Raw genomic sequence first — 26,177 nt, forward strand, 5'->3', positions numbered from 1 at the left:
TAGATTACGCTATTGTAATACTCGGGTCTAAGTAAATATCTTGAATCAAATTTAATAATTGTACGCCTTCAGTAAGAGGTTTTTGAAAAGCTTTTCTTCCCAAAATTAGCCCCATACCTCCAGCTCTTTTGTTAATCACAGCAGTTTTCGCAGCTTCTGCAAAATCATCTTTTCCCGAAGGACCTCCGGAATTAATAAGACCTACCTTACCACAGTAGCTATTCAGTACTTGGTAACGACAAAGGTCAATTGGATGATCTGAAGAGAGTTCGGAATATACTCTATCATCTGTTTTACTAAATTTGATAGCTTTAAAACCGCCATGGGATGTAGGCAGCTTTTGTTTCACGATATCAGCGCCTAAAGTTGCTCCTAAATGATCTGCCTGACCAGTTAGATCTGCGGCTGTATGATAATCTATACCATTAACAATAAAATTAGGGTTTCGTAAATAACACCACAATACTGTAGCTAACCCTAATTCCCTAGCTTTTGCGAACGCTCGAGAAACTGCGACAATTTCTTCAGAAGATGTCTTAGAACCAAAATAAATCGTTGCTCCCACAGCAACAGCTCCCATGTTATAAGCACTTTCTACTTGAGTAAAGAAAATCTGATGATATGTTGTTGGGTAAGATAGAAGCTCGTTATGGTTCAGTTTCAACATAAAGGGGATTTTATGAGCATATTTTCTTGAAAGTAGGCTCAAAACCCCGTAAGAGGAAGCTACAGCAGAGCAACCTCCTTCAATGGCTAATCGAATGATATTTTCTGGATCAAAATAAATAGGGTTTGGCGAAAAGGATGCTCCGGCTGTGTGTTCCACTCCCTGATCCACTGGAAGAATTGAAAGGTATCCGGTATTTGCTAATCTTCCATGAGAAAACATAGATTGTAAAGATCTTAATACAAGATTGCTTCTATCAGAGTAAGAGAAAACTTTATCAATAAAATCAGGGGAGGGGAGGGTAAGATTTTCTTTAGGAATATGTTTGCATTCATATTTCAACAAATTTTCCGCGTCATTGCCTAGCAAATCATATATCTTCGACATACAGTTCAGACTCCTTAAGTGGTAACAATGGTCAGTTTGTGGTTAATCAGTAAGATTTGTCAAGAATCTTTATAAAGTAATGATTAAAAAATAAAAAAGTATATTTTTAAAAATCTTTCAACATTTAAAATAGAAGGGCACTTCGTTTGTTTTAGAGTGAAACTAAATGTCACAACCCACAATTAATCCAAATTCTCATCCAGATAATCACGCTGAATCACTTCCTATTACTCCTAAACAGAAAGACACTGCTTGTAAAATACGACAATCGCAAATTATTAGCTTGATTTCAGCAGTAGTCGCAGCTGTTTTGTTGTTGACGATTCTTATTCTTCAATTGATTCCAGGAGTTCCCGTCGCCTTTAGTATAATATTGGGTTTAGGTCTTATTGTTGCCGCAGCAGTATCTTTAATATTTTTTGCTTCTTATTTTCTCCAAATTAGAAAAGTACTTTTTGAGCTTTCCAAAGCTTCAACAGAACTTCGAGAAGCTTTTGCTAATTTTTCCTTGGATTTAATACGGAATATAGAACCACAAAGAATTACACGACCTCCACGATATGGTTTGAGAACTCGACCTAGAGGTCCGAGATTGATTTCAACTCAAGTGTCTTCACCAACACCCACACCAGCTCCTACACCAACTATACAGACAGTCTCTCCAGAGCCTCCTCAAGAACAACCAATAGAAACTCTCCCACCAACTCCTAGAGAAGAACCTTCATTACCTCCAGAAGTTCCAATTCAGGTTGAGGAAGGAGCGGTTCCGGGTATTGTTCCTGAACCTGTTGCTGGACCATCAGTAGAAATGGACGTAGATTCCCTATTTCAAAGTAATCTATTGCGGTTACTTGATCTTGCTGAGGGAGGAACTATATATCCCGGCATAGATAAACATCCGAAATACCAAAAAGAGCATCAAAACGCCTGTAAAATATTTTCTAACTTTTGCGGAGGAGTGGCGAGACTTTTGGATAAGATGAGAAAAGGAGAGGTACCCATAACTCATGGGGAAATACTCTCAATGTTTACTCCCCCAATTTTTGGTAGGGATAGCCACTCAATATTATGTATTACCTGTAACGGAAAAAATGCATTTTCAAGCGACTTTTCAGGCGCTTTTTGGTTGCATAATGCTTTTAAAGATTCTAAACATACAAAAGGCTTATTTGATATTGTTCGGATCTTGAAAAAATCGAATCAGCTAATGGAAAACGTTGAGGATCAACAGACAGCCTACACAGCAACTCTAGTCAGTCTAAACGTATTGTTATCTGGTTGGTGTCTATGTAATCAGAGTCTTGCTGCGAATATCGTGGGTTCTGTACAGGCATTAAGAAGATCTGAAGAAGATAAAAGGATCATCCTTGAGATGTTGAATTCTGGAAATGTTCTTGGAGCTTTGGTGTTTACGCACGGCGATAGAAATCCGGATATAAAAGCGATTATGCGCATCAATGATTTAGATTTAGAAGGTGAACCTCTACCAAATCCGCAAAATGCGCTTGAAATACTGTATGAACATATCGATCCTTATAACGTGCGTGCAATTACGGTAATGGGAGACTTGGCAGAAACATCTTCAGAACAAAATGAGAATCTTATCAGACAATCCCGGAGTATTTTCGAGAAATTGGGTGAAAGCTTGCCAACGACTGCAGCGGGATTAGGTTATGATATATGGAAGCGTAGTAATGTAAATCTAAATGCAAGATATAATGAAACAAGGAGATTCTTAGCTGAGCATCCCGCCACATCTACATCTATGATATTTTCATTCCTACGAGCTATTCGTGGCGCACCAAAATTACAATCACGTATAAAAAATTATCTTCCTTATGCAGGTAAGGAGGCTGTGGGTTCTCTTTTATCGACATTAATATTGGGCGGATACTCTTTAGGGCTATTTACCTATCGACAAATTGAAGGGTTATGCAATGCTCTAGAGATTTCTGAGCGAGACTTAATCCGGCTCATTGTGTCTAGAAAAATAGCAGAAACGATCCTTCCTAGATTGTTGTAATAAAAATGAATTTTAGCTTTATAAGCGGTATCATAAATAGGGATTTTGATAATTTAATCCCTATTCACTTTTTATATTTCAAACATTAAACTTGATCTTAAAATATAGCCCTCATGTTAATAGCATAGACTTAATTTTTATAAAATTTCAGGTTTACTTCGTGTTTGAGAAAGACTCTCCTATTATTTCTGTGAAAAATTTAAATAAAGAAATAGGGCATCATCGTATTTTAAATGATATTTCTTTCTCTGTTTATTCAGGTGAAATTTTTGGGGTTATCGGACATAGCGGTTCTGGGAAAAGCACATTATTGCGTTGTTTAGATTTCCTTATTTCACCAACTTCAGGATCTATCTCTATTGCAGGATTTAATAATCTTAACTCAAACAAAAAAATTTCTCGTTTAGTCTTTGCCAAGCGTGTTGCTTACATTTCTCAAAGTTGCGGATTATTTTTAGCAAAAACGGTATTCGAAAATATAGCTTATCCTTTGAAAATTCGTTATCCTGATATGACGAAATCTCTAATTGAAGAGAAAATAGACGATGCTTTGCATTTCCTAAATTTGTATGAAAGGAAGCACGCATACCCTAGTAGATTAAGCGGAGGACAGAAACAAAAGGTCGCTATCGCGATAGCTATTGTATCTGATCCTATTGTTTTACTTTGCGATGAAATTACCTCAGCGTTAGATCCAAGATCAACTGAAGATATTACTGATAAATTATTACAGTTAAATGAGGAAAGAGGGATTACTCAAGTTTTTGTTTCTCACGAAATTGAGGTAATTAAAAAACTCTGTTGTCAAACTTTAGTTATCCATCAAGGTGCTATTGAAGAATTAGGTCCTACAGATAAGCTTTTTTTAAATCCTCATAGCTCGGTTACTGAAGAACTTTTTCATATGAATTCGATTGCTAAAGGAATTTACGATCATAGAGAGAATGAGGAAATTTTGAGACTAGGTTTCCCAAAAGGTTTAGCAGTTCAAGGGATGATCAGTCAACTGATTCAAAATGGAGAAATAGCTATCAATATCCTTTCTGGAGATATCAATCTCTTTCGTAAGATTCCCTTGGGTTTTCTGATTGTGGCTTTATCTGGAAGTAGAGAACAAAGAGAGCGGGCAAAAGAGATTCTTGTAACAAAGGGAGTTATTGTACAACAATTCCAGAAGTCAAGATAGTGGGGGATGAAATATGCAAAGAGATATGATCTATCTATTGATTAAAGAAACAGGAAGCACCTTATATATGGTGGCCGCGTCTTTTTTCTTCTCATCAATTTTAGGCGGACTTTTAGGATTGGGACTTTTTGTAACAGCTCCCTATGGGTTAAAACCAATGAAGAGCATTTATTCTGCAACTTCTGTTGTGTTGAGCTTCCTCACGGCTATTCCTTTCGCTATTTTAATTGTTATCCTATTCCCGGTAACGCGATGGATAGTGGGAACATCTTTAGGAGCAACGGCCTCTATAGTCCCTTTGACTTTGGGAGCGTTACCTCTAGTGGCTTCTTTTGTGTCCGATGCGTTGCGTACAGGAGCATTGACATGTGTTGAGCCCTCCATTGCTTTGGGGATACCTAGATTAAAAATAGTAAAAGACATTCTTTTCCCAGAAATTTTTCCGCAGCTGATCTTTTCATTAAAATCCTTAATTGTGCATCTAATTGCTTGTTCTACCTTTGCTGGATTCGTTGGAGGTGGAGGATTAGGGCAGATTTTATTGCAATATGGTTACTATCGCTTTGACTTTTCCATAACTTTATCTGTGTTGGTTATTACTTTGTTTTTTATTGAAGGTATCCGGATTTTGGGAGATACTTGGGGCCGGCGCATATTAAGACGTCGGGGGATTTTATGAAAAAAATAAAATTACTAGCGCTAGTTGCTTTGCTAGTCTCTTTAACTGGATGTAATAGAAATTCTGAAGAGATTTTACGCATTGCTGCAAGTCCTACACCACACGCAGAGCTTCTCTACAACTTGCAAAAAGAAGCAAAATCCTTCGGATTATATCTCAAAATACTTCCTGTAGATGATTATCGTGTGCCCAATCGTTTGCTTTTAGATAAACAAATAGAGGCTAATTACTTTCAACACGAAGATTTTTTAAAAGATGAATGTAAACGTTATCATTGTGAAGGAAAGCTTGTTGTTTTAGCTAAAGTTCACTTAGAACCTATGGGGTTATATTCTAATAAAATTCAGTCTCTTGAAGAGCTTAAAAATAAAAAGCAATTACGCATAGCTGTTCCTGTAGATAGAACAAATGAACAACGTGCCCTGGATCTATTGCGAGATTGTGGTTTAATTGCTTATAACGAAGTTTCTAATCTAGATATTACTGCGAAAGATGTTTGTAGTTGTGGAGATAGAAAAGTTGTTATTATAGAGATAGCAGCACCTTTATTGGTATCTTCGTTACCCGATGTAGATGCTGCCGTTATTCCTGGAAATTTTGCTGTTACTGCCGGATTTTATCCCCATAAAAATAGTCTTTGCTTAGAAGATGTCCACACATCTAAATATACTAATATTGTTGTCGTGCGTGCTGAAGACGTAAATGATCCTCAGATACAAAAACTACGTCAATTGTTTGAAAGTGATTCAGTGAAAGACTTCTTTAACACAAAATACAAAGAAAGTTTTTTACTCCAATAATAAATCGAACCCACACATTAAAGTGGGCTGAATGAATTGATAGGTTCCTCTATAAAAATATACATTTTCAGATAGTAATTTTTCTTGAGGTATTTCTTGTTGTGACCTATCCTTTTCCCTGATTATTAGTAATTTGAAAAGAAATAAGGGCGGGTCTATGTCAGGTTTTATAAATTTAGGTCCTAAAACTCCTCTAGGCTCTCCTTTTGAAGTCTCGTTGTTGCCTGATAACGCAGGAATCAATATTTTAGGCTCAATTCCTATAATCGGAATATGGTTTGGTTTAAAACGCATTGCTGCAATTTCTGAGTATAGTACAATTTTTGGACCTCATACGGGAATCAATCGAGTTATTATCAAGGATCTGGGTAGTGGAAATTATCATACGCAAAGTATAACTTCTTATACGCGAGGCCACTATTTCAGAGGAATTGCAGAAATTTCAGGTTTAGGGGTTGTTCTGACAATTCTAGAATTCATAGCTAGTGTCCTTCAACTTATTATTCTGATTGCGCTTCTTTTGACCGCAATTCTTACACTTATTGTTGTTATTCCATTTACTTTTGTGTGTTCGGCGGTTTTAGCTAGAAAGCAGATCATTAATAAGTATAGATTCCAAGATATGAGTGAAAGCAAATATGAAAAGAAGATAAAAGAAGAGAATGCAAAAAAGAATAGAATTGGTTGGCATGAAGAGCCAGTGAATTTGATATCAATATTTAATAACATATTGTTCTCTTCTTAAATATTCTGTCTGATTATTGTTTAATTTTTATCAAGAACACGACATGAATAAGTCATGTTGTTGTCTAGAAAAGATGGCTAAAAGGAACGTTTAAAGCTGTATTGACTTTTTTCGTGTTGCTGGATATAAGGCATTCTTTTAATGCAACGTATGATTCGACATTTATGTTGTATTTCTTTTAGGTGTTTTATGTTTCCTTTCTTTAAAAATCGAGAGTTGCACAAAACGAAAACTTCTAAAAAAACAGCTTCTACAATTAAACATGCAAAGCATTACTTAAACGGGTATTTAAAGAAAATAGAGCACATTGTTGCTGCCAAACCTAAAGAAGTGATAGAAGCATGGAATGAAATGTTAGGAACCAAGTATAATGGAATGTTCCAAGCTTTAGGATTTAAGGATCATATTCTATTAGTAAAGATTTACAATTCTTCTTTATACGCTTCACTAAAGCAAACGCATCAAAGTAGTTTAATCGCTCGCTTGCACCAAGTAGTTCCTCACGCCAAGATCAAGGAAATACAGTTTTTGTTAGGATAATGTATGGACGCAAAAGAAAAAAGTTACGACGCCTCAGCTATTACCGTTTTAGAAGGGCTTCAAGCCGTTCGTGAGCGTCCTGGGATGTATATTGGAGATACTGGGATTGCAGGACTTCATCATTTAGTTTATGAAGTTATAGATAACAGTATTGACGAAGCTATGGCTGGATATTGTTCTGAAATCCATGTGAGGATTTTAGAAGATGGCAGTATTACTATATCTGACAATGGTCGAGGTATTCCAATACAGATTCATGAAAAAGAATCTAAAAAACAAGGTAGAGACGTTTCTGCTTTGGAAGTTGTTCTCACGGTACTTCATGCTGGAGGGAAATTTGATAAAGATAGCTATAAAGTATCTGGAGGATTGCACGGTGTTGGAGTATCTTGTGTTAATGCTTTGGCAGAAAAACTTGTGGCAACGGTTTATAAAGATAAGCAAGCTTATCAAATGGAGTTTTCTAGAGGGATTCCTGTAACAGCTTTACAAGCTTTAGGAGCTACGGATAAGCAAGGAACAGAAATCACTTTCTATCCCGATAATAAAATTTTTTCCTCTTGTATTTTCGATCGTTCTATTCTCATTAAAAGAATAAGAGAACTCGCGTTCTTAAATCGAGGCGTGACCATCATTTTCGAAGACGATCGTGATGTGAGTTTTGATAAGGTTGTTTTTTTCTATGAAGGAGGAATTCAGTCTTTCGTCAGCTATTTAAACCAGAATAAAGAGAGTCTTTTCCCCGAGCCTATTTATATTTCAGGGATTCGAGCGGGGGATGACGGCGATATTGAATTTGAAGCAGCTCTTCAATGGAATTCTGGATACTCTGAATTAATTTATTCTTATGCAAATAATATTCCTACCCGTCAGGGGGGTACGCATCTTACAGGATTTTCTACAGCATTAACTCGTGTACTTAATGCCTATATTAAAGCTCACAATCTAGCTAAAAATGATAAGTTGTCCTTAACAGGAGAGGATATTCGCGAAGGACTCACCGCGGTGGTTTCCGTTAAAGTTCCCAACCCTCAATTTGAAGGTCAGACTAAGCAAAAATTAGGAAATAGTGATGTAGGCTCTGTATCGCAACAGATCACAGGAGAAACGTTAACGACATTTTTTGATGAGAACCCTCAGATCGCCAAGATGATTGTGGAAAAGGTTTTCATTGCAGCTCAGGCTAGAGAGGCTGCGAAGAAGGCTCGAGAGTTGACGTTAAGAAAAAGTGCTTTAGATAGTGCACGACTTCCAGGGAAACTTATCGATTGTTTAGAAAAAGATCCTGGAAAATGTGAGATGTATATTGTGGAGGGAGATTCTGCTGGAGGCTCAGCTAAGCAAGGTAGGGATCGTCGTTTCCAAGCTATTCTTCCTATTCGAGGTAAAATCTTAAACGTAGAAAAAGCTCGTTTACAAAAGATTTTCCAAAACCAAGAGATTGGAACAATCATAGCAGCTTTAGGTTGTGGCATCGGTTCGGACAATTTCAATTTAAGTAAGTTGCGCTATCGACGTATAATTATCATGACAGATGCTGATGTTGATGGTTCCCACATTCGCACACTACTATTAACATTCTTCTATCGTCATATGACTGCATTAATTGAAAATGAATGCGTCTATATAGCCCAGCCTCCTTTATATAAAGTAAGTAAGAAAAAAGATTTCCGCTATATCCTTTCTGAAAAAGAAATGGATGATTACCTCTTAACACTAGGAATTCGAGACAGTAAACTTGTTTTCAAAAATGGAGATCGTGAAATAAGCGGAGAGGCTCTAGATAACTTTGTAAAGCTTATTTTAAACGTAGAAAACTTTATAGTTGCTTTAGAGAAAAAAGCGGTGCCTTTCTCTGAATTTTTAGAGATGCGAAAAGAAACTTCTGGATATCCTCTATACTACTGTCCTCCCAAGAGTGGCAAGCAAGGAGGACGTTATTTCTATTCTACTGAAGAGAAGGATCAAGAAATTCTAAATTCTGAAGACCCTGATTCTGTAAAGGTTATCGAATTATATAAAACAGCTGTTTTCGCAGAGATTCAAGAAGAGCTTCGAGACTATGGTTTAGATATCCGTCATTATCTTAACCCAAAAGATTCTGAGATGGTAATTATAAATGAAGATTCAAAAACACTTCCATATACTTGCTATACTTTGAAAGAAGTTATCGATCATCTTAAAACCCTCGGAAGAAAGGGAATAGAGATCCAGCGTTATAAAGGTCTTGGAGAGATGAACGCAGATCAACTTTGGGATACAACTATGAATCCTGAACAAAGAACTTTAGTACGTGTATCATTGAAAGATGCTGTAGAGGCTGATCATATCTTCACCATGCTTATGGGAGAAGAGGTTCCTCCAAGAAGAGAATTTATCGAAAATCACGCTCTATCAGTTAAGATGAACAATTTAGATATTTAGGAGACAGTTATCATTATGTTTAACAAAGAAGAAATCATTGTCCCTAAAAATCTAGAAGAAGAAATGAAGGAAAGTTACCTTCGTTATTCTATGTCGGTAATTATTTCCCGAGCACTTCCTGATGTTCGTGATGGTTTAAAACCTTCACAGAGACGCATTCTTTATGCAATGAAACAGCTAAATCTTACGCCCGGAGCCAAACATCGTAAATGTGCTAAAATTTGCGGTGACACCTCTGGAGACTACCATCCTCATGGTGAAAGTGTTATTTATCCCACATTGGTCCGTATGGCTCAAAATTGGGCGTTGCGTTACCCATTGGTAGACGGTCAAGGAAACTTTGGTTCTATTGACGGTGACCCCGCAGCTGCTATGCGTTATACAGAGGCTCGTCTAACACATAGCGCAATTTTCCTAATGGAAGATTTAGATAAAGATACCGTAGACATGGTCTCGAACTATGATGAAACGAAACATGAGCCTGTTGTCTTTCCTTCGAAATTCCCTAATCTTCTTTGTAATGGTTCTTCAGGTATTGCTGTCGGTATGGCAACAAATATCCCTCCGCATAATCTTGGGGAATTAATTGAGGCCACCCTATTAGTATTGAGTAACCCTAATACTTCTATTGAAGAAATCTTGGAGGTCATGCCTGGTCCTGATTTTCCAACAGGAGGATTAATTTGTGGTGGTGAGGGTATTCGCTCTACTTACCATACAGGAAGAGGAAAGATAAAAGTCCGCGCACGTCTTCATGTAGAAGAGAATGCAGACAAGCATCGGGAGAATATTATTCTTACTGAGATGCCTTATAATGTAAATAAGTCCAGATTAATCGAGCAAATTGCAGATCTTGTTAATGATAAAACATTGGCAGGAATTTCAGACGTTCGAGATGAATCAGATAAAGATGGTATCCGAGTTGTTCTTGAGCTAAAGAAAGGAGAATCTTCGGAGATTGTTATCAACCGTCTCTACAAGTTTACTGATATTCAAGTAACCTTTGGTGCAAATATGCTGGCCTTGGATAAAAATCTTCCAAGGACCATGAATATTCATAGAATGATTTCTGCCTGGATACGTCACCGTACAGAAGTCATTCGCAGAAGAACACGTTATGAATTGAATAAAGCTGAAGCACGTGCGCACATTCTTGAAGGTTTCTTAAAAGCTCTTTCTTGTTTGGATGATGTTGTTCGCACAATTCGTAACAGTGACAGCAAGGAACATGCTAAGCATCAGCTGATTGAGAATTTCGGATTTACCGAGTATCAATCTGTAGCTATCCTTGAATTGCGTTTGTATCAACTTACAGGATTAGAAGCTGAGAAAATTCAAAAAGAATACGATGAGTTACTAAATAAAATTGCCTATTATAAACGTGTTCTTTCTGATGAAGGTTTAGTCAAAGATATCATTAGAAATGAACTACAAGACATTCAGAGAGTTCATAAAACTCCTCGTAGAACTACGATAGAATTTGATGCTGATAATATTCGTGATATTGAAGATATTATCAATAATGAACCTGTAATTATTACCATATCTGGTGATGATTACGTAAAAAGAATGCCTATAAAAGTCTTTAGAGAGCAGAAACGTGGTGGTCACGGGGTTTCTGGATTCGACATGAAGAAAGGTTCAGATTTCTTAAAAGCGGTATATTCAGCATCCACAAAAGACTACCTATTAATCTTTACCAATTTTGGCCAATGTTACTGGCTAAAAGTATGGCAGTTACCGGAAGGTGAAAGACGCGCTAAGGGTAAACCAATTATTAATTTCCTTGAAGGTATCCGTCCTGGAGAACAACTTGCTGCAGTTCTTAATGTTAAGAATTTTGAAAATGCTGGATTCTTATTCCTGGCGACAAAGCATGGTGTTGTTAAAAAGGTGGCTCTTGATGCTTTCAGTAATCCTAGAAAGAAAGGTATTCGTGCTTTAGAAATAGATGATGGAGATGAACTCATCGCTGCTGCTCATATTACCAGTGAGGAAGAAAAAGTTATGCTCTTTACTAGATTAGGTATGGCGGTACGTTTCCCTCACGACAAAGTGCGTCCCATGGGAAGAACAGCGCGTGGTGTACGTGGTGTTTCATTGAAAAATGAAAATGATCGTGTAGTTGCTTGCCAAATTGTTAAGGATGATCAATCTGTTCTTGTTGTTTGCGATAACGGTTTTGGAAAACGTTCTCAAGTGGGAGACTTCCGAGAAACTAATCGTGGTGGTGTAGGAGTCCGCTCAATCCTTATCAATGAAAGAAATGGGGATGTTCTTGGAGCTATTTCTGTTACAGATCATGATAGTATCTTATTGATGTCAGGACAAGGACAAGCTATCCGTATTAATATGCAAGATGTACGTGTTATGGGAAGATCTACCCAAGGCGTGCGCTTAGTTTATGTTAAAGATGGCGATATCCTGGTTGCTATGGAAAAACTCTCTTTAAATGAAGATGAAACTCTATCAGATATTGAAGAAGAGACCACCACACCACAAGTATAAAGGAATAATGCTGTGTTTATAGTTATTGAAGGATGTGAAGGTTCAGGGAAAAGTTCCTTAACAAAACTTCTAAAAGATAGACTAATAGCTGAGGGGAAAGCAGTTGTCGCTACTAGAGAACCCGGAGGGTCTCCTCTAGGAGAGCAGGTGCGTAATTTAATTTTAGCTCCATCCACAACATCAATTTCCCCTTATGCGGAATTATTTCTATTTCTTGCTGCACGCGCACAGCACATAACTGAAAAAATACTTCCAGCTTTAGAATCAGGAAAAATTGTCATTTGTGATAGATTCCATGATTCTACAATTGTCTATCAAGGAATAGCCGAGGGATTAGGTAAAGATTATGTGACAAACCTTTGTCACCATGTCGTAGGAGAGAAAAAGTTCCTTCCTAATCTTACTTGTCTTTTAGATATTCCTCCTGACGAAGGGCTAAGAAGAAAACAACAACAAAAATCCTTAGATAAATTCGAAGATAAGCCTTTGGTATATCATACAAAAATCCGTGAAGGATTTTTATCTCTTGCGGAAGCACACCCTCATAGCTATCTTATTTTAGATGGGAGACAACCCATCGAAGAGTCTCTTAATAAAGTTATGACTGCCTATACAGAATTAGCGTTATGCAAATAGAAGAAAAGGTTGTTAATCAACCCTGGGAAGCCTTACTTCATAATATTAATCAAGGGAAGATCTCTCATGCAATTTTATTGCACGGGAATTCGTTAACTTTGCTTTCACAATATGCATATAATTTAGCAGCGCATATTCTTCTTAAAGATACCCCTGAAGCACAATATAAGATTTCCCAACGAATCCATCCTGACATTCATGAATTTTTCCCCTCTGGGAAAGGAAGATTGCATTCTATAGAGATTCCTAGGGATATCAAAAAAGAGATAGGAATTCTTTCCTATGAAGGGTGTTATAAAATCTATATCATTCATGAAGTAGATCGCATGACTTTACCAGCGATCTCTGTATTTTTAAAAGTACTTGAAGATGCACCTTCGCATAGCGTGATTTTACTCACATCTACAAAGCTACAGCGTATACCCGCTACGATTCTTTCTCGTAGCTTATCTATATACATTCAAGGTGACGAGGATATAGCTCCTAATAAAGATGATCTTGAATATCTCTTAAAATATGCTTCTGGAAAAATGAAAATCACAGAAGTAGGACAAATAGTCAAAGGTAATGCTGATACAGATAAGCAAGTTCTTAGAGATAAAGCAAAATACCTTTTAGAAGTTCTTCTTAAGTTATTTAGAGATCGATTTATGCTTTCTTTAAATATTAGCGCAAGCGCAATGGCATATCCTAAATACGCTGAGGATATTCTTAATCTACCCATTCTACCTTTAGAAAAGGTGTTGATTATTGTGGAGAAAGCTTATCAAGCTTTAGATAACTCTTCATCAGCGACAAGTTGTATGGAATGGGTTGCCCTACAACTCGCATCACTGAATAATCGTTTCAAAGGATTAACTTAAAGCGTTGTCCATAGAGGAATAGTTTCTTGCATTCTTTGTAAAACAAGAGCGGGAATCTCATGACCTCCATTAAAAGAAATGAACTCTCCCTGTAGACGTGAGGATAAGAGTTTATTTAATCTTTCACCATGATAATAGGGTAGAATGGTATCTTGATACCCATGACTTTGAATAAAGGGAACTTTAGCACAAAGATTCACATTATTTTCCCAACCCTTATCTAATAGTAAAGCTCCAGAATAAATTAAAACTCCTCTATAGGGAATTTTAGAAGATAGCACAAGATGTGTTGTCATCATAGCACCCTGACTGAATCCTCCAAGAATAACGTCATATCGAGGTCGATCCAACTCTTCAATAAGATTTTCTAAAGCTATTTTTGGTTTTTCAAAATCTATATTAAATAATGTTTGGTATTGCTGCTCTGTTTCTGGATTAATATCAGGATTCGAAATCAAACTTTGAAATAAAGGAACATCTAAAGGAAACCATGCTCTTCCGCCACCAAATTCATAAGGAAGTTGTTCTATCCCGTGGGGAAATATCCATGTGGGGCGTACACCTTTGAAAGGGCATGCTGAAGGAAAAAACGCTAGGTTATCAGCATCTGCTCCATAACCATGACAAAAAATAATAACAGGATCATCGGGATCTCCAGGACATACTATGGCGTCTAATCCAGCAAACTTACGACGAAAAAATGAATACTCCATGAATGCTCTCAAAGGTGATTTTTTGTGAAATTTTAGATGAAGTTAGTCGGATTGATTTTAGAGATCAAGACTTTCTTATAAGTCAGTAAGTATAAAAAAATTAGAAATTTTCTTCCATAAACGAAATGATTAATCTCATTTATATTAAATAACTTTAACCTTCTTTATAAAATAGAAGCTGTATTTAAAAAACTTGGATTTAGAAATATGCCTATGATAAAGTCTCTTCAGGAAAATATTAAACCAGCTTTTTACTAAGATAATCGTTTAATTTTCGCTTAATAAAGTACTAAGAGTGATTAATTCTGGAGCTTTTATGTCCGTTACTGATCCAGATTTTTGTTTGAACCAAGCTTCAGATTATTTACATCAGGGAAAGATTGTAGCCTTCCCTACAGATACTGTCTATGGTTTGGCCGTAGCATTAAATTCTCTAAATGCAGAAGAACATATTTATTCTCTAAAACATAGGGATAAAGGAAAATCTTTAGTCATTTATGTAAACACACTTGAAGATATTGAAAAACTCTCAGGTTATCCTTTATCTTCGCAAGCGATCAAACTTGCTCAAGAGTTCCTTCCAGGACCTTTAACTTTACTTGTGGATCATAGAAATTCTCGATTTCCTCAAGAAAAATTGGGATTTAGGATTCTCGCTCTTCCTATAATAAATAGATTGATTGATCTATCAGGTCCTTTACTTGGAACCTCTGCAAATATTTCCAATTTTCCCCCAGCAATAATTTCTGATGAAGTTATCGACGATTTTCCAAATGAAGATATTTTTATTATTCCTGGCCAATGTTTCTATGGATTGGAATCGACAGTAGTATCTACGGATCCATTAAAGATATATCGTGAGGGAGTAATCTCTCGTGATACCATCGAAAAGGTTATGGGGAAAAGTATAGAATCGTGCTTGGCTCACCATACATTTTCTCAACATGTTACAATTTATACTGTAAGGGATGATAAGGCATTAAAAGAGTTTCTTCAACTCCACTCGAATTTTCAAGGTCTTATTTGTGAAGATCCTCAATCATGTAATTTTTATCCTACCTTGCGAAAAGCATTGAGATCTTCGAAACCAGAAGTTGTATTTGTTTATAATCAACACACATCTTTATACCCCGAACTTATTTCTTATTTAGCACCTTATACCTATACGCATCCCAGGTGAATTTCATGATCATAGATATGCACTGCGACCTTCTTTCTCATGAAACTTTTTCTGATCAAGATCCCTTTGTTCGCTGTTCCCCTAGTCAACTACTTTCTGGGGGAGTTAATAAACAAGTGTGCGCTATATTTACTGAACATAGTGAAAGCTCTCCGAGTGCTGATAAACAAAATCAATTATTTTTCAGCCTTCCAGAATCAGATAAACATATCCAACTCATCTCCTTTGATTCCGACATTTTAGATAAAGACAACAATAAAAACTCTCTCTCACTTGTTCGTAGTATAGAAAATGCCTCTGGATTAGGTTCCGATTACGAAAATCTTAGGGAACTTTTGAATAAGCTAATTGATCTATTTTCTATGGGACCCATTGCTTATTTAGGTATCGTCTGGAATGGAAGAAATCGTTTTGGAGGTGGTGTTTTTGATCCCCATAAACTGACTACCGACGGTAAACGTTTATTAGAGGTTATGGAACAACTAGCTATTCCCATAGATCTCAGCCATTGTTGTGATAGGCTTTCCGATGATATTCTAGATTATACTCTAGATAAATTGCCTACTATGCAGGTTCTCGCTAGTCATTCCAACTTTCGAGAAGTTCAAAACATCCCCAGGAACCTTACCAGTGCTCATGCAAAAGAAATTGCATCTAGAGGCGGGGTAATTGGTTTAAACATCGTGAACTACTTCGTGGGATCATCTTTAAAAGATTTGCAAAAGCATATTCACCATGCTGAAAAAATTGGGATCTTGGATAAACTTGTCCTAGGGACAGACTTTTTCTATTCTGATGAACAAAAGAAGTTTTTCCCTGAATGTTCTACAGCTAAAGATCACCCGAACATTCATAATATTCTACGAGATAGTTTGCGTACAGAAGATTCGGAAAATATACTTTGGCGATCTGCTCAGATATTTTTAGATCAAACACTACGTCGTCAACGAGGAAGAAAAAAAATCCGTTTAGATATATAAAAAAGCCCGAAGGGCATACTTCGAGCTTTTCTTAAGATAGTGCCTAAGAAGATCAATCTTGTGAGTCTTCTTCAGTTTCTTCTGTCTCATTATTTTGTTGGTTCCTTTCGTCAGAAGAATGATCGGTTGAAGACGAACTTTCAGAAGTAACTGCTTCAGATGATGAACTATTTTTTGTCTTCTTCTTTTCCCACCAGCTATTAAGACGACTGCGTACAGTTGGGCTACTACCAGCAGCATTTAACGAAAGATTAGAGCTACCTCTTCTTACTGGGGTAGGAGCTAGCATTTGTTCGGCTCTATTTAATTGTTGCTGTATTTGATCAATTGTTGATTTAGCTGCATCTAATTCTGCTGTTTTTTCTAATAATAGACGACGGGATCTAGCAATTTCTGTATCAAAATCACAATTCAATCTCTCTATCATGCTGTGTTGGTTTGCAACAACTCTAGAGAGATCTTCGTTAAGATTAGCTATACGAGCTGCTTTTTTTTGGGTATCCGCAACCAGATCTCTAATCCTATCTTCAAGTTGCTGTACTTTAACTTTTTCATTAGCCAATTCAACCTGAAGCACTTGAATTTGTTGTTCTTGTTGCTGAATGGTAGTTTCAGCTTCTTGTAGACGTGTCTGAGGTAGAGTATTTTCTTCGTTAGCCCGCCTTAACCCTTCTTCAGCGTGCTGTAAACGTAATTGTAGGTCAACACCAGTTTGTTTTTCTATTTCAAGTTCTCCGGAAACTTCTGCAAGCTGTCTTTGAGATTCATCTAGTTCTGTTTGTAGACGAGAGATCTCTGCTATTTTCTGTTCGACGACTCCCCTAGTTCTTATAATTTCGCTAGCCAGCACATCTTCTTCTTCATGGGGTGAATAGGGCTTTTTAAGAATACGCATGGCTATCCCAAAGGAGATCAAACTTGTGCCTAAGGCAAGAACTGTGGCTCCCAAAGCAATAGAGAATGCAGAAGGTAAACTAGCAATCGTAAGAGTTAAAAGTAAGATCCCGGATATAACTAAAATAACCCCCACAGCAATAAGAGTGATACTCACAATCTTACGACTGATATGAGAATTCTGACAGACCCGCTTTAATACGGAAACCTTTTCTATTGCCTCTTCGTGAGAGGAGGAACGTGATATAGGAGAAGTCATAATTGAAACTATTTAAAATAATAAAATCGATGAAAATTTTAACAAATATGTTATTAATTTTCAGTATATAATAAAGCTTTTAATTCTTTAAACCCAAAGGGTTATTAAGATTTCTTTGCAATTAAACACTATTGCGTCGGTGCGATTCCGTGACAGGGAATTCTTCTTCGGCATCTTCAAAATCAGCATCAGATTCATCGTCATCACTTGCAGAAGTTGGGAGAGTAATAGCTAGTAAAGTGCCAGGAGTGCTTCCTTCTGGTCCTGGAAGAGGAGCAGTGGTTTCTTGCATACCAGGTAGGAAAGAACCTAAAAATTGCGATGTGGATGAAATGGATGAAGAAATTGTACCTAACCATGACGAGGTTATAGGAGCCGGGGCCGGGGGAATCGATTTCTCTAGTTCTAAACTGGAAATTCGATTTTTATAGTGGGTAATTTGAGCATTTTTTGAAGTGATTTCAGTATTCAGGTTTAAATTTCTAGTATTGACTTCCTGAAGATTACGCTCTAATAGGGTTGAGCGCGATACCGCACTTTCTAAACTTTTTTCGAATATCGTTCTTTCGGTTTTTCTTAACTTGTGTTCATATTGCGTTAAATACAGATGGGTGACTCCCTGAGCGCTTAAACTAAAGGCTCGGATATCTTGAAGACCTCCAATAAATAGGGCAGCTCCTGTAATACCTAGGCCTAAACTAATTCCAGGACGGAACCAGGAAGTTATTAAAAGCTCTGAAATAACAGCGCTGACTATGCAACCTATGCCGAGAATAATTTCAATCAGGGCGATTAATGTTCTAGTTTTTCCCATACAATGGACCCTACCATAGGTTAACACATCTAATGAGGAGGGGAAGAGTATAGATAAAACGGGTGCGGTATTCTTTTCTTTTGGAATGGGTAGACCTTGATCTCTAAGAGAACTTTTTATTTCCAGGTAGTTCTTTCTCCAAATGGCGTTTTGGAAATAGACAACCCTGAGACAGTAGGCAATAACCGCAGAGCCTATAACGATTGCGGAAACCCCTAGAGAAATACTTAAAGCTGAGGGGAGTCCTAAAGGAAGGATTAATACGCATACCCCAACAAGAAGTAGGATAATACCTAGAGCAAAAGCGCCGACAACAGCTAGAAAAGTCTGCCTTTCATTTTTAATGAAGTTTCGGTTATTGGCCAAAATAGAAATATTTCTTACTTGATTTTCTGAATTTTTAATTTGAATCTCATCGGGAATAGCCATAAAACTAACAAAAAAACTTTCTTAAAAGAAATATGCTACCATCTGATTATAAATCGTGCAAATCTAATTTTGTTTTAAAAACCCGAAGTTAGTTTGCATTATTATTACAATATAACGAAGCGTATATAATACTATTTTTTTGAAAAAATTGAGAAATGAGAGTGGCTCCACCTGCTTGTGGAGCGGGCTCTCAAATTTTGATTAATTAGAAGAAAAGCTACAAGACTGGTTCTTGTAATGAGATTGAATAATTTCTACAGCATCTTCTGATGAATCAACTAGGTATAAATTTTTTGGACATGTATGAGTATAGTGTAAATTTTTTATCCACTCTACTAATGGCCCCCAAAACTGTGTACCTACAAGGACAACTGGGTTTGGCACCTCTTGATATCTAAAGTTATCTAAAGCAAAGAAGACCTCATCTACCGTACCTAGCCCCCCAGGAAACACGATGCAACCTGAAGAATTGCCGATCATGCCTTGTAGACGGTGGGAAATATGGGAAACCTGACAATAATTTCCTTGAGGTATATGATCATTCAAATCCTCACCTTTTAAGATGAATCCTAAAGATGTTCCTCCAGCCTGTGCAGCTCCAGAGTTAGCCGCTTCCATAATTCCAGGACCGGATCCTGTAACTACGGAATAACCGTTCTTAGCTAACAAATCCCCTGTATTTTGAGCCTTTTTATAATTTTCATGGTTAGTATAACATCCTCCTGCCACAACTACCCAAGGACCATGATCTTGATGGAATTGAGTTGAACAAACGATCTGTTCACAATCATGAATAGGCTTAGCTTCCCAATCCTGAGAAGATGCTACTGATGCGGGGATACACATCAATAGTGCAAAATAAATAAAGCGCGTTTTACAAGAAATTGATTTCATAAACAAACTTAAACTTAATATACAAAGCTAACTATTTTAGTGATTTAAGCATATAAAAGTCTATGTGCAAGACAGTATTTTATAAAGTTTACACAATTTTAATTATAAGATAGCGTGTATGTCACATTCCTATTTCAGGTGTATAGTGAATCGTGAATCAGAGATATTTTTAGAGAATTTATTAACTAAATAATTTAAGAATTAAAAAGTTTTTATTATGCAAATGAAATATTTTAACCAGTTATTAAACATGAAATATGCCTTATTTTCGGCAATATTTCTATCCACGACCACAGTATTTGCTTTGACATTCCCTGAAATTTCATCAGCATTTTCTGAAAAGGGATTGATAACACTATGGATTGGGGGATTTGCTTTCTTTTGTGCCAGAACAGTAGGAATCTTAATAAACCAGATCATCGATTACAACATAGACAAAAAAAACCCTAGAACCTCTTTTAGGGTATTACCTGCAAAAAAACTCTCATTCAACTTTGTTTCATTAGTTACAGCTATCGCTTTGTTCTTCTTTGTCATTCTATGTATGTTTTTAAATAAGGAATGTACGTGGTTAGCTTTAATATCTACGATTCTTATGGTTGTTTATGCTTATGCAAAACGTGTTACTTACTTATGTCATTGGATGCTGGGATTAATTTATTATCTGGCAATTCTTATGAATTTTTATGCCCTATCTTCAGGCCCTCTTTCTTTAAAGATGTTTGCCATAGTTTCTTTATGGGGAATAACAGCAGCCATGATTATTGCTGCTAATGATATTATTTATGCGATTCAGGATTTGGATTTCGATAGAGAAGAAAAGCTTTACAGCATTCCTGCATGTTTTGGAAAAGAAAAGGCAGTCCGCATTGCTTCAGTATGCTTAGTAATTAGCTTAGCATCCTATATAGCAATGTCTTTGCTTGCATCTTTCACTAAATTAGGTCTTGTATTATCTCTTTTCCCAGCCCTGGTCATTTGTAAAACCATTAAAAACTATCATGAAATGCACAAGAATAAAGCTAATCCTGAAAGATGTTTCTTTAGGGGAAATATTTACCTTGCTTTATCCTTTTTCTTGGTCATGGTAAGTTTATTACTTTCGTAATGTTAATGGATACGCATGAAACGTTATATTGTAGGTATCTCCGGAGCTTCTGGAATAATCTTAGCTGTAAAGCTGATAGAAGAACTATCCAAAATGCAACACAATGTCGAGGTGATTCTTTCCGCGGCTGCTATGAAAACACTTTATTACGAACTTGATGCTTCTTCTTTGCTTTCTTTAATTCCTGAAGAAAATCATTCCTATATTCATCAACACAATATCAAATCTATAGAGAACAAATTAGCTTCAGGATCTTATCGTGTGGATGGTACTGTTATAGTTCCTTGTAGCATGGCGACAGTTGCAGCTCTTTCTGTGGGATTAGGAGATAATCTATTAAGAAGAGTAGCTGATGTCGCTCTAAAAGAACGTAGGAAATTGATCTTAGTTCCCAGAGAAAGTCCCTTACATGCAATTCATTTAGAAAACTTACTCAAATTATCTCAAAATGGAGCCGTTATTCTTCCTCCTATGCCCATGTGGTACTTCAAACCACAAACAGTCGAGGATATTACTAATGATATTGTTGGGAAAATTCTATCTCTACTAGATGTAAAAACCGACTTAGAAAAAGTTTGGGTGAATCCTGCTTAATTCGTGCGTTTACCATTAATTACTTCATGAAGATTTTCAATCGCAATAAATGCATAGGGATCTTCCCTGTGGACGATTTCTTTAAGTTGCGAAAGCTGTAAGCGTTCTACAACAATATAAAGAACATTTCTAGGTTCCCCAGAATATCCACCTTCAGCATGGATATAAGTAAGACCAACACCCAAGTTTTCTATTAGAATACGGCCTAATTTTCTTGGAGAAGAGGTGATGATAGTGACAGACTTTGTATCTTCAAGTCCCAAAATCACCATATCCATAACCTTCGTTGCAATGCCATAAGTTAAGAATGAGACGAATGCTGTGTGCCAATTTTGATAAACAATTCCGGCTAATGCAAAGATGAAAAAATTCGCAAAGAGGATAACTTGACCAACAGTATAACCTCTTTTTTTATTGATGATAATACCTAAAATCTCAGTGCCATCTGTAGATCCTCCATGACGGATAATCAAACCACAACCCACACCAATAATAGCCCCGCCAAAAACTACGGTTTCCATCTCGGATCCCTTGAAAACTATAGGATTGAAACCAAACCATAGAGGGAGGGAGTCAATAAGCCATAGGGCACAAGAAAAGATGATTACGGCAGTCATCATCTGGATTACAAAATATTTACCAATTTGTTTAAAAGCCAGGATAACAAAAGGTAGGTTAAACAATATCAAACAGAAGGGAAGGTACTTGTGACCAAAAAAATGGGAGGCAATAAGAGATAAACCTACAATACCGCCGTCGATAAGTTCATTAGGAACTAAGACCATTTGAACGCCACAAGCAGCAAGAACCCCCCCAAGAATAAACCAACTAAGGGTCTTGGAAAAGTACAGAGGAAAGCTAAACTTCGTTAAACGAGTTCCATGGGGCATTTTCAACCTCTGATTGAATGTTCGCGAGAGACGGGGCTTGAACCCGCAACTTCCGCCTTGACAGGGCGGTGCTCTAACCAATTGAACTACTCCCGCAAATGGACACGACAGGATTTGAACCTATGACCCCCTGTGTGTAAGACAGGTGCTCTAACCGCTGAGCTACGCATCCAAACAAGATTAGGTGTATACATTAACAGAAGAAATAGTTTAATCACAACCATTTTTACTCCGATAATGAAGAAAGCTCACTATTCTAAGTGAATGCTAGAGAAATTAATCTTATTTTCGCCCTCAAAGAGATATAAAGGCATATTTTCCGTATATCTTAGTTAGATAAGAATGATCTATATATAAGAAACTAGGGCCACAGGTTGGCCCTAAAAACAAGAATCTAGAGATTATTTTCTCATAGCAATAGTATTGGCAAAATTATGAAATCCTGCTTGTAATTGTTGAAATTCTGATTCACTAGTTAAAGCTAGTGGAGAATTTCTTACCAATAAAGGAACTACTGTAACATAGTTATCCAAAAGAGAGCGGCATTCATCAGAAATATCTTCATCTGTTACTATCTGACAATCACTTAGAGAAAAGCTCTTGCGTTTACCATCGCTGCTTAAGAGTTTGGGTAAACCGCAAGCAAATTCTTTCCCTGTAGCAACAAGTCGCATTCCTTTCCAGGCCTCATTACGTTCACTAGCAGGAAAATTGACATTAAAACCTGTAAGAATAGGAAAGGGAATTGATAAAGCATATAATGATAGCTTTTTCAATAGTTCAGGAGCAGAATCTTCTTGAAAGAAGGATATATGTTGCTCTTGAGAAAATGCTATTGCAGGAATGCCTGATAAAATAGCTTCCATAGCTGCGCCAGCAGTTCCGGAATAAAAGATAGTTCTTCCCGCATTAGATCCGTGATTGATTCCCGATAATACGAGATCAGGTAAAGAATCGCGGAATAAATCACCCAAGGCAAGTTTCACACAATCTACAGGAGTCCCAGAAACAGACCAAGCACCTGCAACAGGTTGTGGATAATCAACATTTTCGATAGAGACCGGTTGTGTGTAGGAAAATGACATGCTTTTTGCAGACTGCTCTGTAGCGGGAGCTACTATATATAAATCCGCAAAATCAGCTTTTAATAAATTGGCGACTAAAAGACTCATTCCTTTCGCCGAAATACCATCGTCATTGGTTAATAAAATCTTAATTCTTTTTTTGCTCTGATCAGACTTCTCTGAAATACTAAGCGCTCTTTCTTTAGAGAAAGCAGTTGTTAGTGGGAAGCATAGTAATAACGCGCAAAAAAGATATTGAATTCTAAAAAAATGAATTTTCATAAAAAATACTTGGTTAGACTATCTAGGGCACAAAAAATAAACAGATGGAATCATAAATAGCCACGGTAAAATATCTGTATAATATTTAAAAAATTAATTTACGGGAGGACAAGAAGACTTATAAAGCACTTATGCATTGTGAGAAATGCTACAACACCCATTTCTTATATGAAATACAAGTCAAGATCTATGCTAGAAACGAGACACGCATATTTTTGGTTAAAGAATTTATGAAGTAGATAATCTTAAACGACCCTGAAAGTGGTTTTCTATCGGAAATACCTACCCCATCATTCATTTTAGACATCAGATAATCTAGTGTTAGCTTCAGAACCAATAAACTCTTCGAAATTTTCCTGTAGTTGTTGAAATTCTGATTCACTAGTTAAAGCTAGTGGAGAATTTCTTACCAATAAAGGAACTACTGTAATATAGTTATCCAAAATAGAGCGGCATTCATCAGAAATATCTTCATCTATTACCATCTGACAATCACTTAGAGAAAAGCTCTTGCGTTTACCATCGCTGCTTAAGAGTTTGGGTAAACCGCAAGCAAATTCTTTCCCTGTAGCAACAAGTCGCATTCCTTTCCAGGCCTCATTACGTTCACTAGCAGGAAAATTGACATTAAAACCTGTAAGAATAGGAAAGGGAATTGATAAAGCATATAATGATAGCTTTTTCAATAGTTCAGGAGCAGAATCTTCTTGAAAGAAGGATATATGTTGCTCTTGAGAAAATGCTATTGCAGGAATGCCTGATAAAATAGCTTCCATAGCTGCGCCAGCAGTTCCGGAATAAAAGATATTTCTTCCCGCATTAGATCCGTGATTGATTCCCGATAATACGAGATCAGGTAAAGAATCGCGGAATAAATCACCCAAGGCAAGTTTCACACAATCTACAGGAGTCCCAGAAACAGACCAAGCACCTGCAACAGGTTGTGGATAATCAACATTTTCGATAGAGACCGGTTGTGTGTAGGAAAATGACATGCTTTTTCCTGATTGTTCTATACTCGGAGCTACTATATATAAATCCGCAAAATCAGCTTTTAGTAAATTGGCAACTAAAAGACTCATTCCTTTCGCCGAAATACCATCATCATTAGTTAATAGAATCTTTAATCTTTTGTTCATAGAATTACCGAGAAAATAAATCTTACTATAAATGTTTTAGTAAGACTAATCTATAAAAATATGTTTAATTGGTTTTAATTTTTTGTGCTTTTGACAGCCCTTGTTGTTCAATTGCTAAAGCAATGTTATGTCGTGCTTGAGGGAAAACATCTTCTAACAACTTTAAAGCAGCCTCTGTTTTTGTTCTTAAAGAGACAACAGGACAACGACAGGTAACACGAGCAAAGCCACTTTCTTTAGCAAATTTACGTATCCATGATTCACGGGTAAGAATCAAAGGACGTAAAATTGTAATATTAAAATGTATCATATCTACAACGGGTAGCATCCCTGCAAACTCTGCTTTATGTAAAAGATTCATTAAAGCTGTTTGCACCACATCATCTCGATGATGCCCAAAAGCTACTGCTGTAGCTCCTATTTCTTTTGCTGCTTGAAAAAGTAGTCGTCTTCTAACCTGAGAACATGAGTAGCATTCTGGAATCTCGGGATCATAAGGAGAAGTTATAGAGGTAAAGGGGACCTGAATTTTATCACAAATATTTGCTAAATATTTCTGGCTAACTTCTGCACCACACGAATATTTCCCACCGATATTAACGGCATAAAGATCAAGTTCAGGAAAACCTCTTCCTGAAATTGCCTTGAGCATCAAAAGTAACGAAAGGCTATCTTTACCGCCACTAAGAGCCACAACAATCTTAGTGTGATTTTCTAGCATAGAATAAGTATATAAAGCTTTGCGCACCAAACTTTCTATGCGTTTGCCTGTTTTAATCCAAGGTGGATGTAAGTGCAGAATAGACATAGAAAAATAGTAAAAGGATAGAACAAAGCTTGCAATACAATCTTAGTTTATAGGAAAACTTATAATTGGTTTTTATCCTTATCTTATTTAAACTTTCCTTTAAACGATTCGCTTTGAAAAGGATTACATGTCAAAAAAAGTTAATAGAAATGATCCATGCCCATGCGGTTCTAATAAAAAATATAAGCAATGCTGTCTTGCTAAAGATAGTCAACCTGTACGTTATACTTCTGAGGGTAAGTTCAAATTTTCTGCGGAAGTTCTTACTTCAGGTCAAGAAGGGGATAGTTGTACACAACTATTTCAACGTCTATCTGAAAGATTAACATCTGAGCAAAAGCAAGCGATTGATAAATATCACGAGATTACAAAGAACAAAACAGCACCTGGGAAAAAAACTGTTAAAAAAGCTCAAACTAAAGAAGATCGTTTGGTTTCAGAGCAACTTAAAAAGCATAATTTTCAAGTTATGGAGACGAATCTTTCTGCAGAGCATTCGATTGGACAAGCTAATCAGGACACAAGTTTTGTTTCTGAAGACTTTATTCCTACACAAGAAGACTATCGCATATCAGAAAATACTGATTCTGACTTGGAAGAAAATAACCAATAGCGTATAAATTGATTTCCTATTGATTAATAATGTTTTCTCTTCAAACAATAGGTTTCCC

The 26,177-nt window shown here is 36.6% G+C and carries 24 protein-coding genes and 2 tRNA genes; 15 read left to right on the forward strand and 11 right to left on the reverse strand.

Features of this window, described 5'->3' with window-relative positions:
* Window positions 1-4 precede the first annotated feature (4 nt).
* On the reverse strand, window positions 5-1,054 hold the full coding sequence (locus tag C10C_RS02540) for a class I fructose-bisphosphate aldolase (protein ID WP_117274290.1): 1,050 nt from the start codon (window positions 1,052-1,054) through the stop codon (window positions 5-7).
* Between the two features lie 166 nt (window positions 1,055-1,220).
* Between C10C_RS02540 and C10C_RS02545 the strand changes: the two genes are divergently transcribed.
* The 10 genes from C10C_RS02545 (at window position 1,221) to C10C_RS02590 (ending at window position 13,458) form a co-directional block, all read left to right on the forward strand.
* Window positions 1,221-3,077 (forward strand): CT214 family putative inclusion membrane protein, encoded by a 1,857-nt coding sequence (locus C10C_RS02545; protein WP_117274291.1) that lies wholly within the window; start codon window positions 1,221-1,223, stop codon window positions 3,075-3,077.
* Between the two features lie 160 nt (window positions 3,078-3,237).
* A complete protein-coding gene (locus tag C10C_RS02550) occupies window positions 3,238-4,263 on the forward strand; it encodes a methionine ABC transporter ATP-binding protein (protein ID WP_117274292.1) in 1,026 nt (341 codons plus the stop codon).
* 13 nt (window positions 4,264-4,276) lie between these two features.
* A complete protein-coding gene (locus C10C_RS02555; RefSeq protein WP_117274293.1) occupies window positions 4,277-4,942 on the forward strand; it encodes an ABC transporter permease subunit in 666 nt (221 codons plus the stop codon).
* The gene (locus C10C_RS02560; RefSeq protein ID WP_117274294.1) at window positions 4,939-5,742 is read left to right on the forward strand and encodes a MetQ/NlpA family ABC transporter substrate-binding protein; all 804 of its coding nucleotides are present in this window, start codon (window positions 4,939-4,941) and stop codon (window positions 5,740-5,742) included. The genes C10C_RS02555 and C10C_RS02560 overlap by 4 nt, the downstream gene beginning before the upstream one ends.
* A gap of 157 nt (window positions 5,743-5,899) precedes the next feature.
* Window positions 5,900-6,487 carry a hypothetical protein gene (locus C10C_RS02565; RefSeq protein WP_117274295.1) on the forward strand — a complete coding sequence of 196 codons (588 nt, stop codon included), beginning with the start codon at window positions 5,900-5,902 and terminating at the stop codon, window positions 6,485-6,487.
* Between the two features lie 189 nt (window positions 6,488-6,676).
* Window positions 6,677-7,027, forward strand: coding sequence for a DciA family protein (locus tag C10C_RS02570; protein WP_117274296.1), 351 nt, complete (start codon window positions 6,677-6,679; stop codon window positions 7,025-7,027).
* Between the two features lie 3 nt (window positions 7,028-7,030).
* On the forward strand, window positions 7,031-9,451 hold the full coding sequence (gene gyrB, locus C10C_RS02575; protein WP_117274297.1) for a DNA topoisomerase (ATP-hydrolyzing) subunit B: 2,421 nt from the start codon (window positions 7,031-7,033) through the stop codon (window positions 9,449-9,451).
* Between the two features lie 15 nt (window positions 9,452-9,466).
* Window positions 9,467-11,959 carry a DNA topoisomerase (ATP-hydrolyzing) subunit A gene (gyrA, locus tag C10C_RS02580; protein ID WP_117274298.1) on the forward strand — a complete coding sequence of 831 codons (2,493 nt, stop codon included), beginning with the start codon at window positions 9,467-9,469 and terminating at the stop codon, window positions 11,957-11,959.
* A gap of 12 nt (window positions 11,960-11,971) precedes the next feature.
* The gene (tmk, locus tag C10C_RS02585) at window positions 11,972-12,595 is read left to right on the forward strand and encodes a dTMP kinase (RefSeq protein WP_117274299.1); all 624 of its coding nucleotides are present in this window, start codon (window positions 11,972-11,974) and stop codon (window positions 12,593-12,595) included.
* Window positions 12,586-13,458: a DNA polymerase III subunit delta' gene (locus C10C_RS02590; RefSeq protein WP_117274300.1), complete on the forward strand. Its 873-nt coding sequence runs from the start codon at window positions 12,586-12,588 to the stop codon at window positions 13,456-13,458. The genes tmk and C10C_RS02590 overlap by 10 nt, the downstream gene beginning before the upstream one ends.
* Here the strand turns inward: C10C_RS02590 and C10C_RS02595 are convergent.
* Window positions 13,455-14,171, reverse strand: a complete 717-nt coding sequence (locus C10C_RS02595) for an alpha/beta hydrolase family protein (RefSeq protein ID WP_117274301.1) — start codon at window positions 14,169-14,171, stop codon at window positions 13,455-13,457. The genes C10C_RS02590 and C10C_RS02595 overlap by 4 nt on opposite strands.
* A 316-nt stretch (window positions 14,172-14,487) precedes the next feature.
* On the opposite strand from C10C_RS02595, the gene C10C_RS02600 reads away from it, so the two are divergent.
* Together C10C_RS02600 and C10C_RS02605 are read left to right on the forward strand one after the other, a co-directional pair.
* Window positions 14,488-15,351 carry an L-threonylcarbamoyladenylate synthase gene (locus C10C_RS02600; protein ID WP_117274302.1) on the forward strand — a complete coding sequence of 288 codons (864 nt, stop codon included), beginning with the start codon at window positions 14,488-14,490 and terminating at the stop codon, window positions 15,349-15,351.
* Window positions 15,352-15,356: 5 nt separating this feature from the next.
* Window positions 15,357-16,331 carry a membrane dipeptidase gene (locus C10C_RS02605; RefSeq protein ID WP_174222227.1) on the forward strand — a complete coding sequence of 325 codons (975 nt, stop codon included), beginning with the start codon at window positions 15,357-15,359 and terminating at the stop codon, window positions 16,329-16,331.
* A 52-nt stretch (window positions 16,332-16,383) separates the two neighbouring features.
* On the opposite strand, the gene C10C_RS02610 is transcribed toward C10C_RS02605, so the two are convergent.
* The 3 genes from C10C_RS02610 to C10C_RS02620 all read right to left on the reverse strand — a co-directional run bounded on the left by C10C_RS02610 (window position 16,384) and on the right by C10C_RS02620 (window position 19,573).
* Window positions 16,384-17,484: a coiled-coil domain-containing protein gene (locus C10C_RS02610; RefSeq protein ID WP_117274304.1), complete on the reverse strand. Its 1,101-nt coding sequence runs from the start codon at window positions 17,482-17,484 to the stop codon at window positions 16,384-16,386.
* 121 nt (window positions 17,485-17,605) lie between these two features.
* Window positions 17,606-18,727, reverse strand: coding sequence for a CPSIT_0556 family inclusion membrane protein (locus tag C10C_RS02615; RefSeq protein WP_117274305.1), 1,122 nt, complete (start codon window positions 18,725-18,727; stop codon window positions 17,606-17,608).
* 201 nt (window positions 18,728-18,928) lie between these two features.
* Window positions 18,929-19,573: an LOG family protein gene (locus C10C_RS02620; RefSeq protein ID WP_117274765.1), complete on the reverse strand. Its 645-nt coding sequence runs from the start codon at window positions 19,571-19,573 to the stop codon at window positions 18,929-18,931.
* A gap of 265 nt (window positions 19,574-19,838) precedes the next feature.
* Between C10C_RS02620 and C10C_RS02625 the strand changes: the two genes are divergently transcribed.
* Both C10C_RS02625 and C10C_RS02630 read left to right on the forward strand, forming a co-directional pair.
* On the forward strand, window positions 19,839-20,729 hold the full coding sequence (locus C10C_RS02625) for a 4-hydroxybenzoate octaprenyltransferase (RefSeq protein WP_117274306.1): 891 nt from the start codon (window positions 19,839-19,841) through the stop codon (window positions 20,727-20,729).
* A gap of 15 nt (window positions 20,730-20,744) precedes the next feature.
* Window positions 20,745-21,323 (forward strand): flavin prenyltransferase UbiX, encoded by a 579-nt coding sequence (locus C10C_RS02630; protein ID WP_117274307.1) that lies wholly within the window; start codon window positions 20,745-20,747, stop codon window positions 21,321-21,323.
* Here C10C_RS02630 and C10C_RS02635 read toward each other — a convergent pair.
* The 6 genes from C10C_RS02635 to C10C_RS02660 form a co-directional block, all read right to left on the reverse strand.
* Entirely contained in the window at window positions 21,320-22,213 is an 894-nt protein-coding gene (locus C10C_RS02635) for a YitT family protein (RefSeq protein WP_117274308.1), read from the reverse strand. The genes C10C_RS02630 and C10C_RS02635 overlap by 4 nt on opposite strands.
* Before the next feature lie 22 nt (window positions 22,214-22,235).
* A tRNA-Asp gene (locus tag C10C_RS02640) sits at window positions 22,236-22,309 on the reverse strand.
* 3 nt (window positions 22,310-22,312) lie between these two features.
* Window positions 22,313-22,385 (reverse strand) — tRNA-Val (locus tag C10C_RS02645).
* A gap of 229 nt (window positions 22,386-22,614) precedes the next feature.
* On the reverse strand, window positions 22,615-23,559 hold the full coding sequence (gene surE, locus C10C_RS02650; RefSeq protein WP_117274309.1) for a 5'/3'-nucleotidase SurE: 945 nt from the start codon (window positions 23,557-23,559) through the stop codon (window positions 22,615-22,617).
* A gap of 299 nt (window positions 23,560-23,858) precedes the next feature.
* A complete protein-coding gene (gene surE, locus C10C_RS02655) occupies window positions 23,859-24,698 on the reverse strand; it encodes a 5'/3'-nucleotidase SurE (protein ID WP_117274310.1) in 840 nt (279 codons plus the stop codon).
* A gap of 64 nt (window positions 24,699-24,762) precedes the next feature.
* Window positions 24,763-25,506: a tRNA 2-thiocytidine biosynthesis TtcA family protein gene (locus C10C_RS02660; RefSeq protein ID WP_117274311.1), complete on the reverse strand. Its 744-nt coding sequence runs from the start codon at window positions 25,504-25,506 to the stop codon at window positions 24,763-24,765.
* Between the two features lie 127 nt (window positions 25,507-25,633).
* Between C10C_RS02660 and C10C_RS02665 the strand changes: the two genes are divergently transcribed.
* Window positions 25,634-26,119 carry a YecA family protein gene (locus C10C_RS02665; RefSeq protein ID WP_117274312.1) on the forward strand — a complete coding sequence of 162 codons (486 nt, stop codon included), beginning with the start codon at window positions 25,634-25,636 and terminating at the stop codon, window positions 26,117-26,119.
* Window positions 26,120-26,177: the final 58 nt, after the last annotated feature.

The organism is Chlamydia poikilotherma, assembly GCF_900239975.1.
In the GTDB taxonomy this organism is placed as follows: Bacteria; Chlamydiota; Chlamydiia; order Chlamydiales; family Chlamydiaceae; genus Chlamydia; species Chlamydia poikilotherma.

What these genes read in the sequence shown, in the direction of transcription:
- C10C_RS02620 (WP_117274765.1), bottom strand. Translation starts at nt 19,573, where the DNA reads ATGTGTATCCCCGCATCAGTAGCATCTTCTCAGGATTGGGAAGCTAAG.
- C10C_RS02610 (WP_117274304.1), bottom strand. Translation starts at nt 17,484, where the DNA reads ATGACTTCTCCTATATCACGTTCCTCCTCTCACGAAGAGGCAATAGAA.
- C10C_RS02540 (WP_117274290.1), bottom strand. Translation starts at nt 1,054, where the DNA reads ATGTCGAAGATATATGATTTGCTAGGCAATGACGCGGAAAATTTGTTG.
- gyrA (WP_117274298.1), top strand. Translation starts at nt 9,467, where the DNA reads ATGTTTAACAAAGAAGAAATCATTGTCCCTAAAAATCTAGAAGAAGAA.
- C10C_RS02590 (WP_117274300.1), top strand. Translation starts at nt 12,586, where the DNA reads ATGCAAATAGAAGAAAAGGTTGTTAATCAACCCTGGGAAGCCTTACTT.
- C10C_RS02635 (WP_117274308.1), bottom strand. Translation starts at nt 22,213, where the DNA reads ATGCCCCATGGAACTCGTTTAACGAAGTTTAGCTTTCCTCTGTACTTT.
- C10C_RS02600 (WP_117274302.1), top strand. Translation starts at nt 14,488, where the DNA reads ATGTCCGTTACTGATCCAGATTTTTGTTTGAACCAAGCTTCAGATTAT.
- C10C_RS02565 (WP_117274295.1), top strand. Translation starts at nt 5,900, where the DNA reads ATGTCAGGTTTTATAAATTTAGGTCCTAAAACTCCTCTAGGCTCTCCT.
- gyrB (WP_117274297.1), top strand. Translation starts at nt 7,031, where the DNA reads ATGGACGCAAAAGAAAAAAGTTACGACGCCTCAGCTATTACCGTTTTA.
- C10C_RS02570 (WP_117274296.1), top strand. Translation starts at nt 6,677, where the DNA reads ATGTTTCCTTTCTTTAAAAATCGAGAGTTGCACAAAACGAAAACTTCT.
- C10C_RS02660 (WP_117274311.1), bottom strand. Translation starts at nt 25,506, where the DNA reads ATGTCTATTCTGCACTTACATCCACCTTGGATTAAAACAGGCAAACGC.
- C10C_RS02545 (WP_117274291.1), top strand. Translation starts at nt 1,221, where the DNA reads ATGTCACAACCCACAATTAATCCAAATTCTCATCCAGATAATCACGCT.
- C10C_RS02560 (WP_117274294.1), top strand. Translation starts at nt 4,939, where the DNA reads ATGAAAAAAATAAAATTACTAGCGCTAGTTGCTTTGCTAGTCTCTTTA.
- C10C_RS02595 (WP_117274301.1), bottom strand. Translation starts at nt 14,171, where the DNA reads ATGGAGTATTCATTTTTTCGTCGTAAGTTTGCTGGATTAGACGCCATA.
- C10C_RS02555 (WP_117274293.1), top strand. Translation starts at nt 4,277, where the DNA reads ATGCAAAGAGATATGATCTATCTATTGATTAAAGAAACAGGAAGCACC.
- C10C_RS02665 (WP_117274312.1), top strand. Translation starts at nt 25,634, where the DNA reads ATGTCAAAAAAAGTTAATAGAAATGATCCATGCCCATGCGGTTCTAAT.
- C10C_RS02615 (WP_117274305.1), bottom strand. Translation starts at nt 18,727, where the DNA reads ATGGCTATTCCCGATGAGATTCAAATTAAAAATTCAGAAAATCAAGTA.
- surE (WP_117274310.1), bottom strand. Translation starts at nt 24,698, where the DNA reads ATGAACAAAAGATTAAAGATTCTATTAACTAATGATGATGGTATTTCG.
- C10C_RS02630 (WP_117274307.1), top strand. Translation starts at nt 20,745, where the DNA reads ATGAAACGTTATATTGTAGGTATCTCCGGAGCTTCTGGAATAATCTTA.
- C10C_RS02625 (WP_117274306.1), top strand. Translation starts at nt 19,839, where the DNA reads ATGCAAATGAAATATTTTAACCAGTTATTAAACATGAAATATGCCTTA.
- surE (WP_117274309.1), bottom strand. Translation starts at nt 23,559, where the DNA reads ATGAAAATTCATTTTTTTAGAATTCAATATCTTTTTTGCGCGTTATTA.
- C10C_RS02605 (WP_174222227.1), top strand. Translation starts at nt 15,357, where the DNA reads ATGATCATAGATATGCACTGCGACCTTCTTTCTCATGAAACTTTTTCT.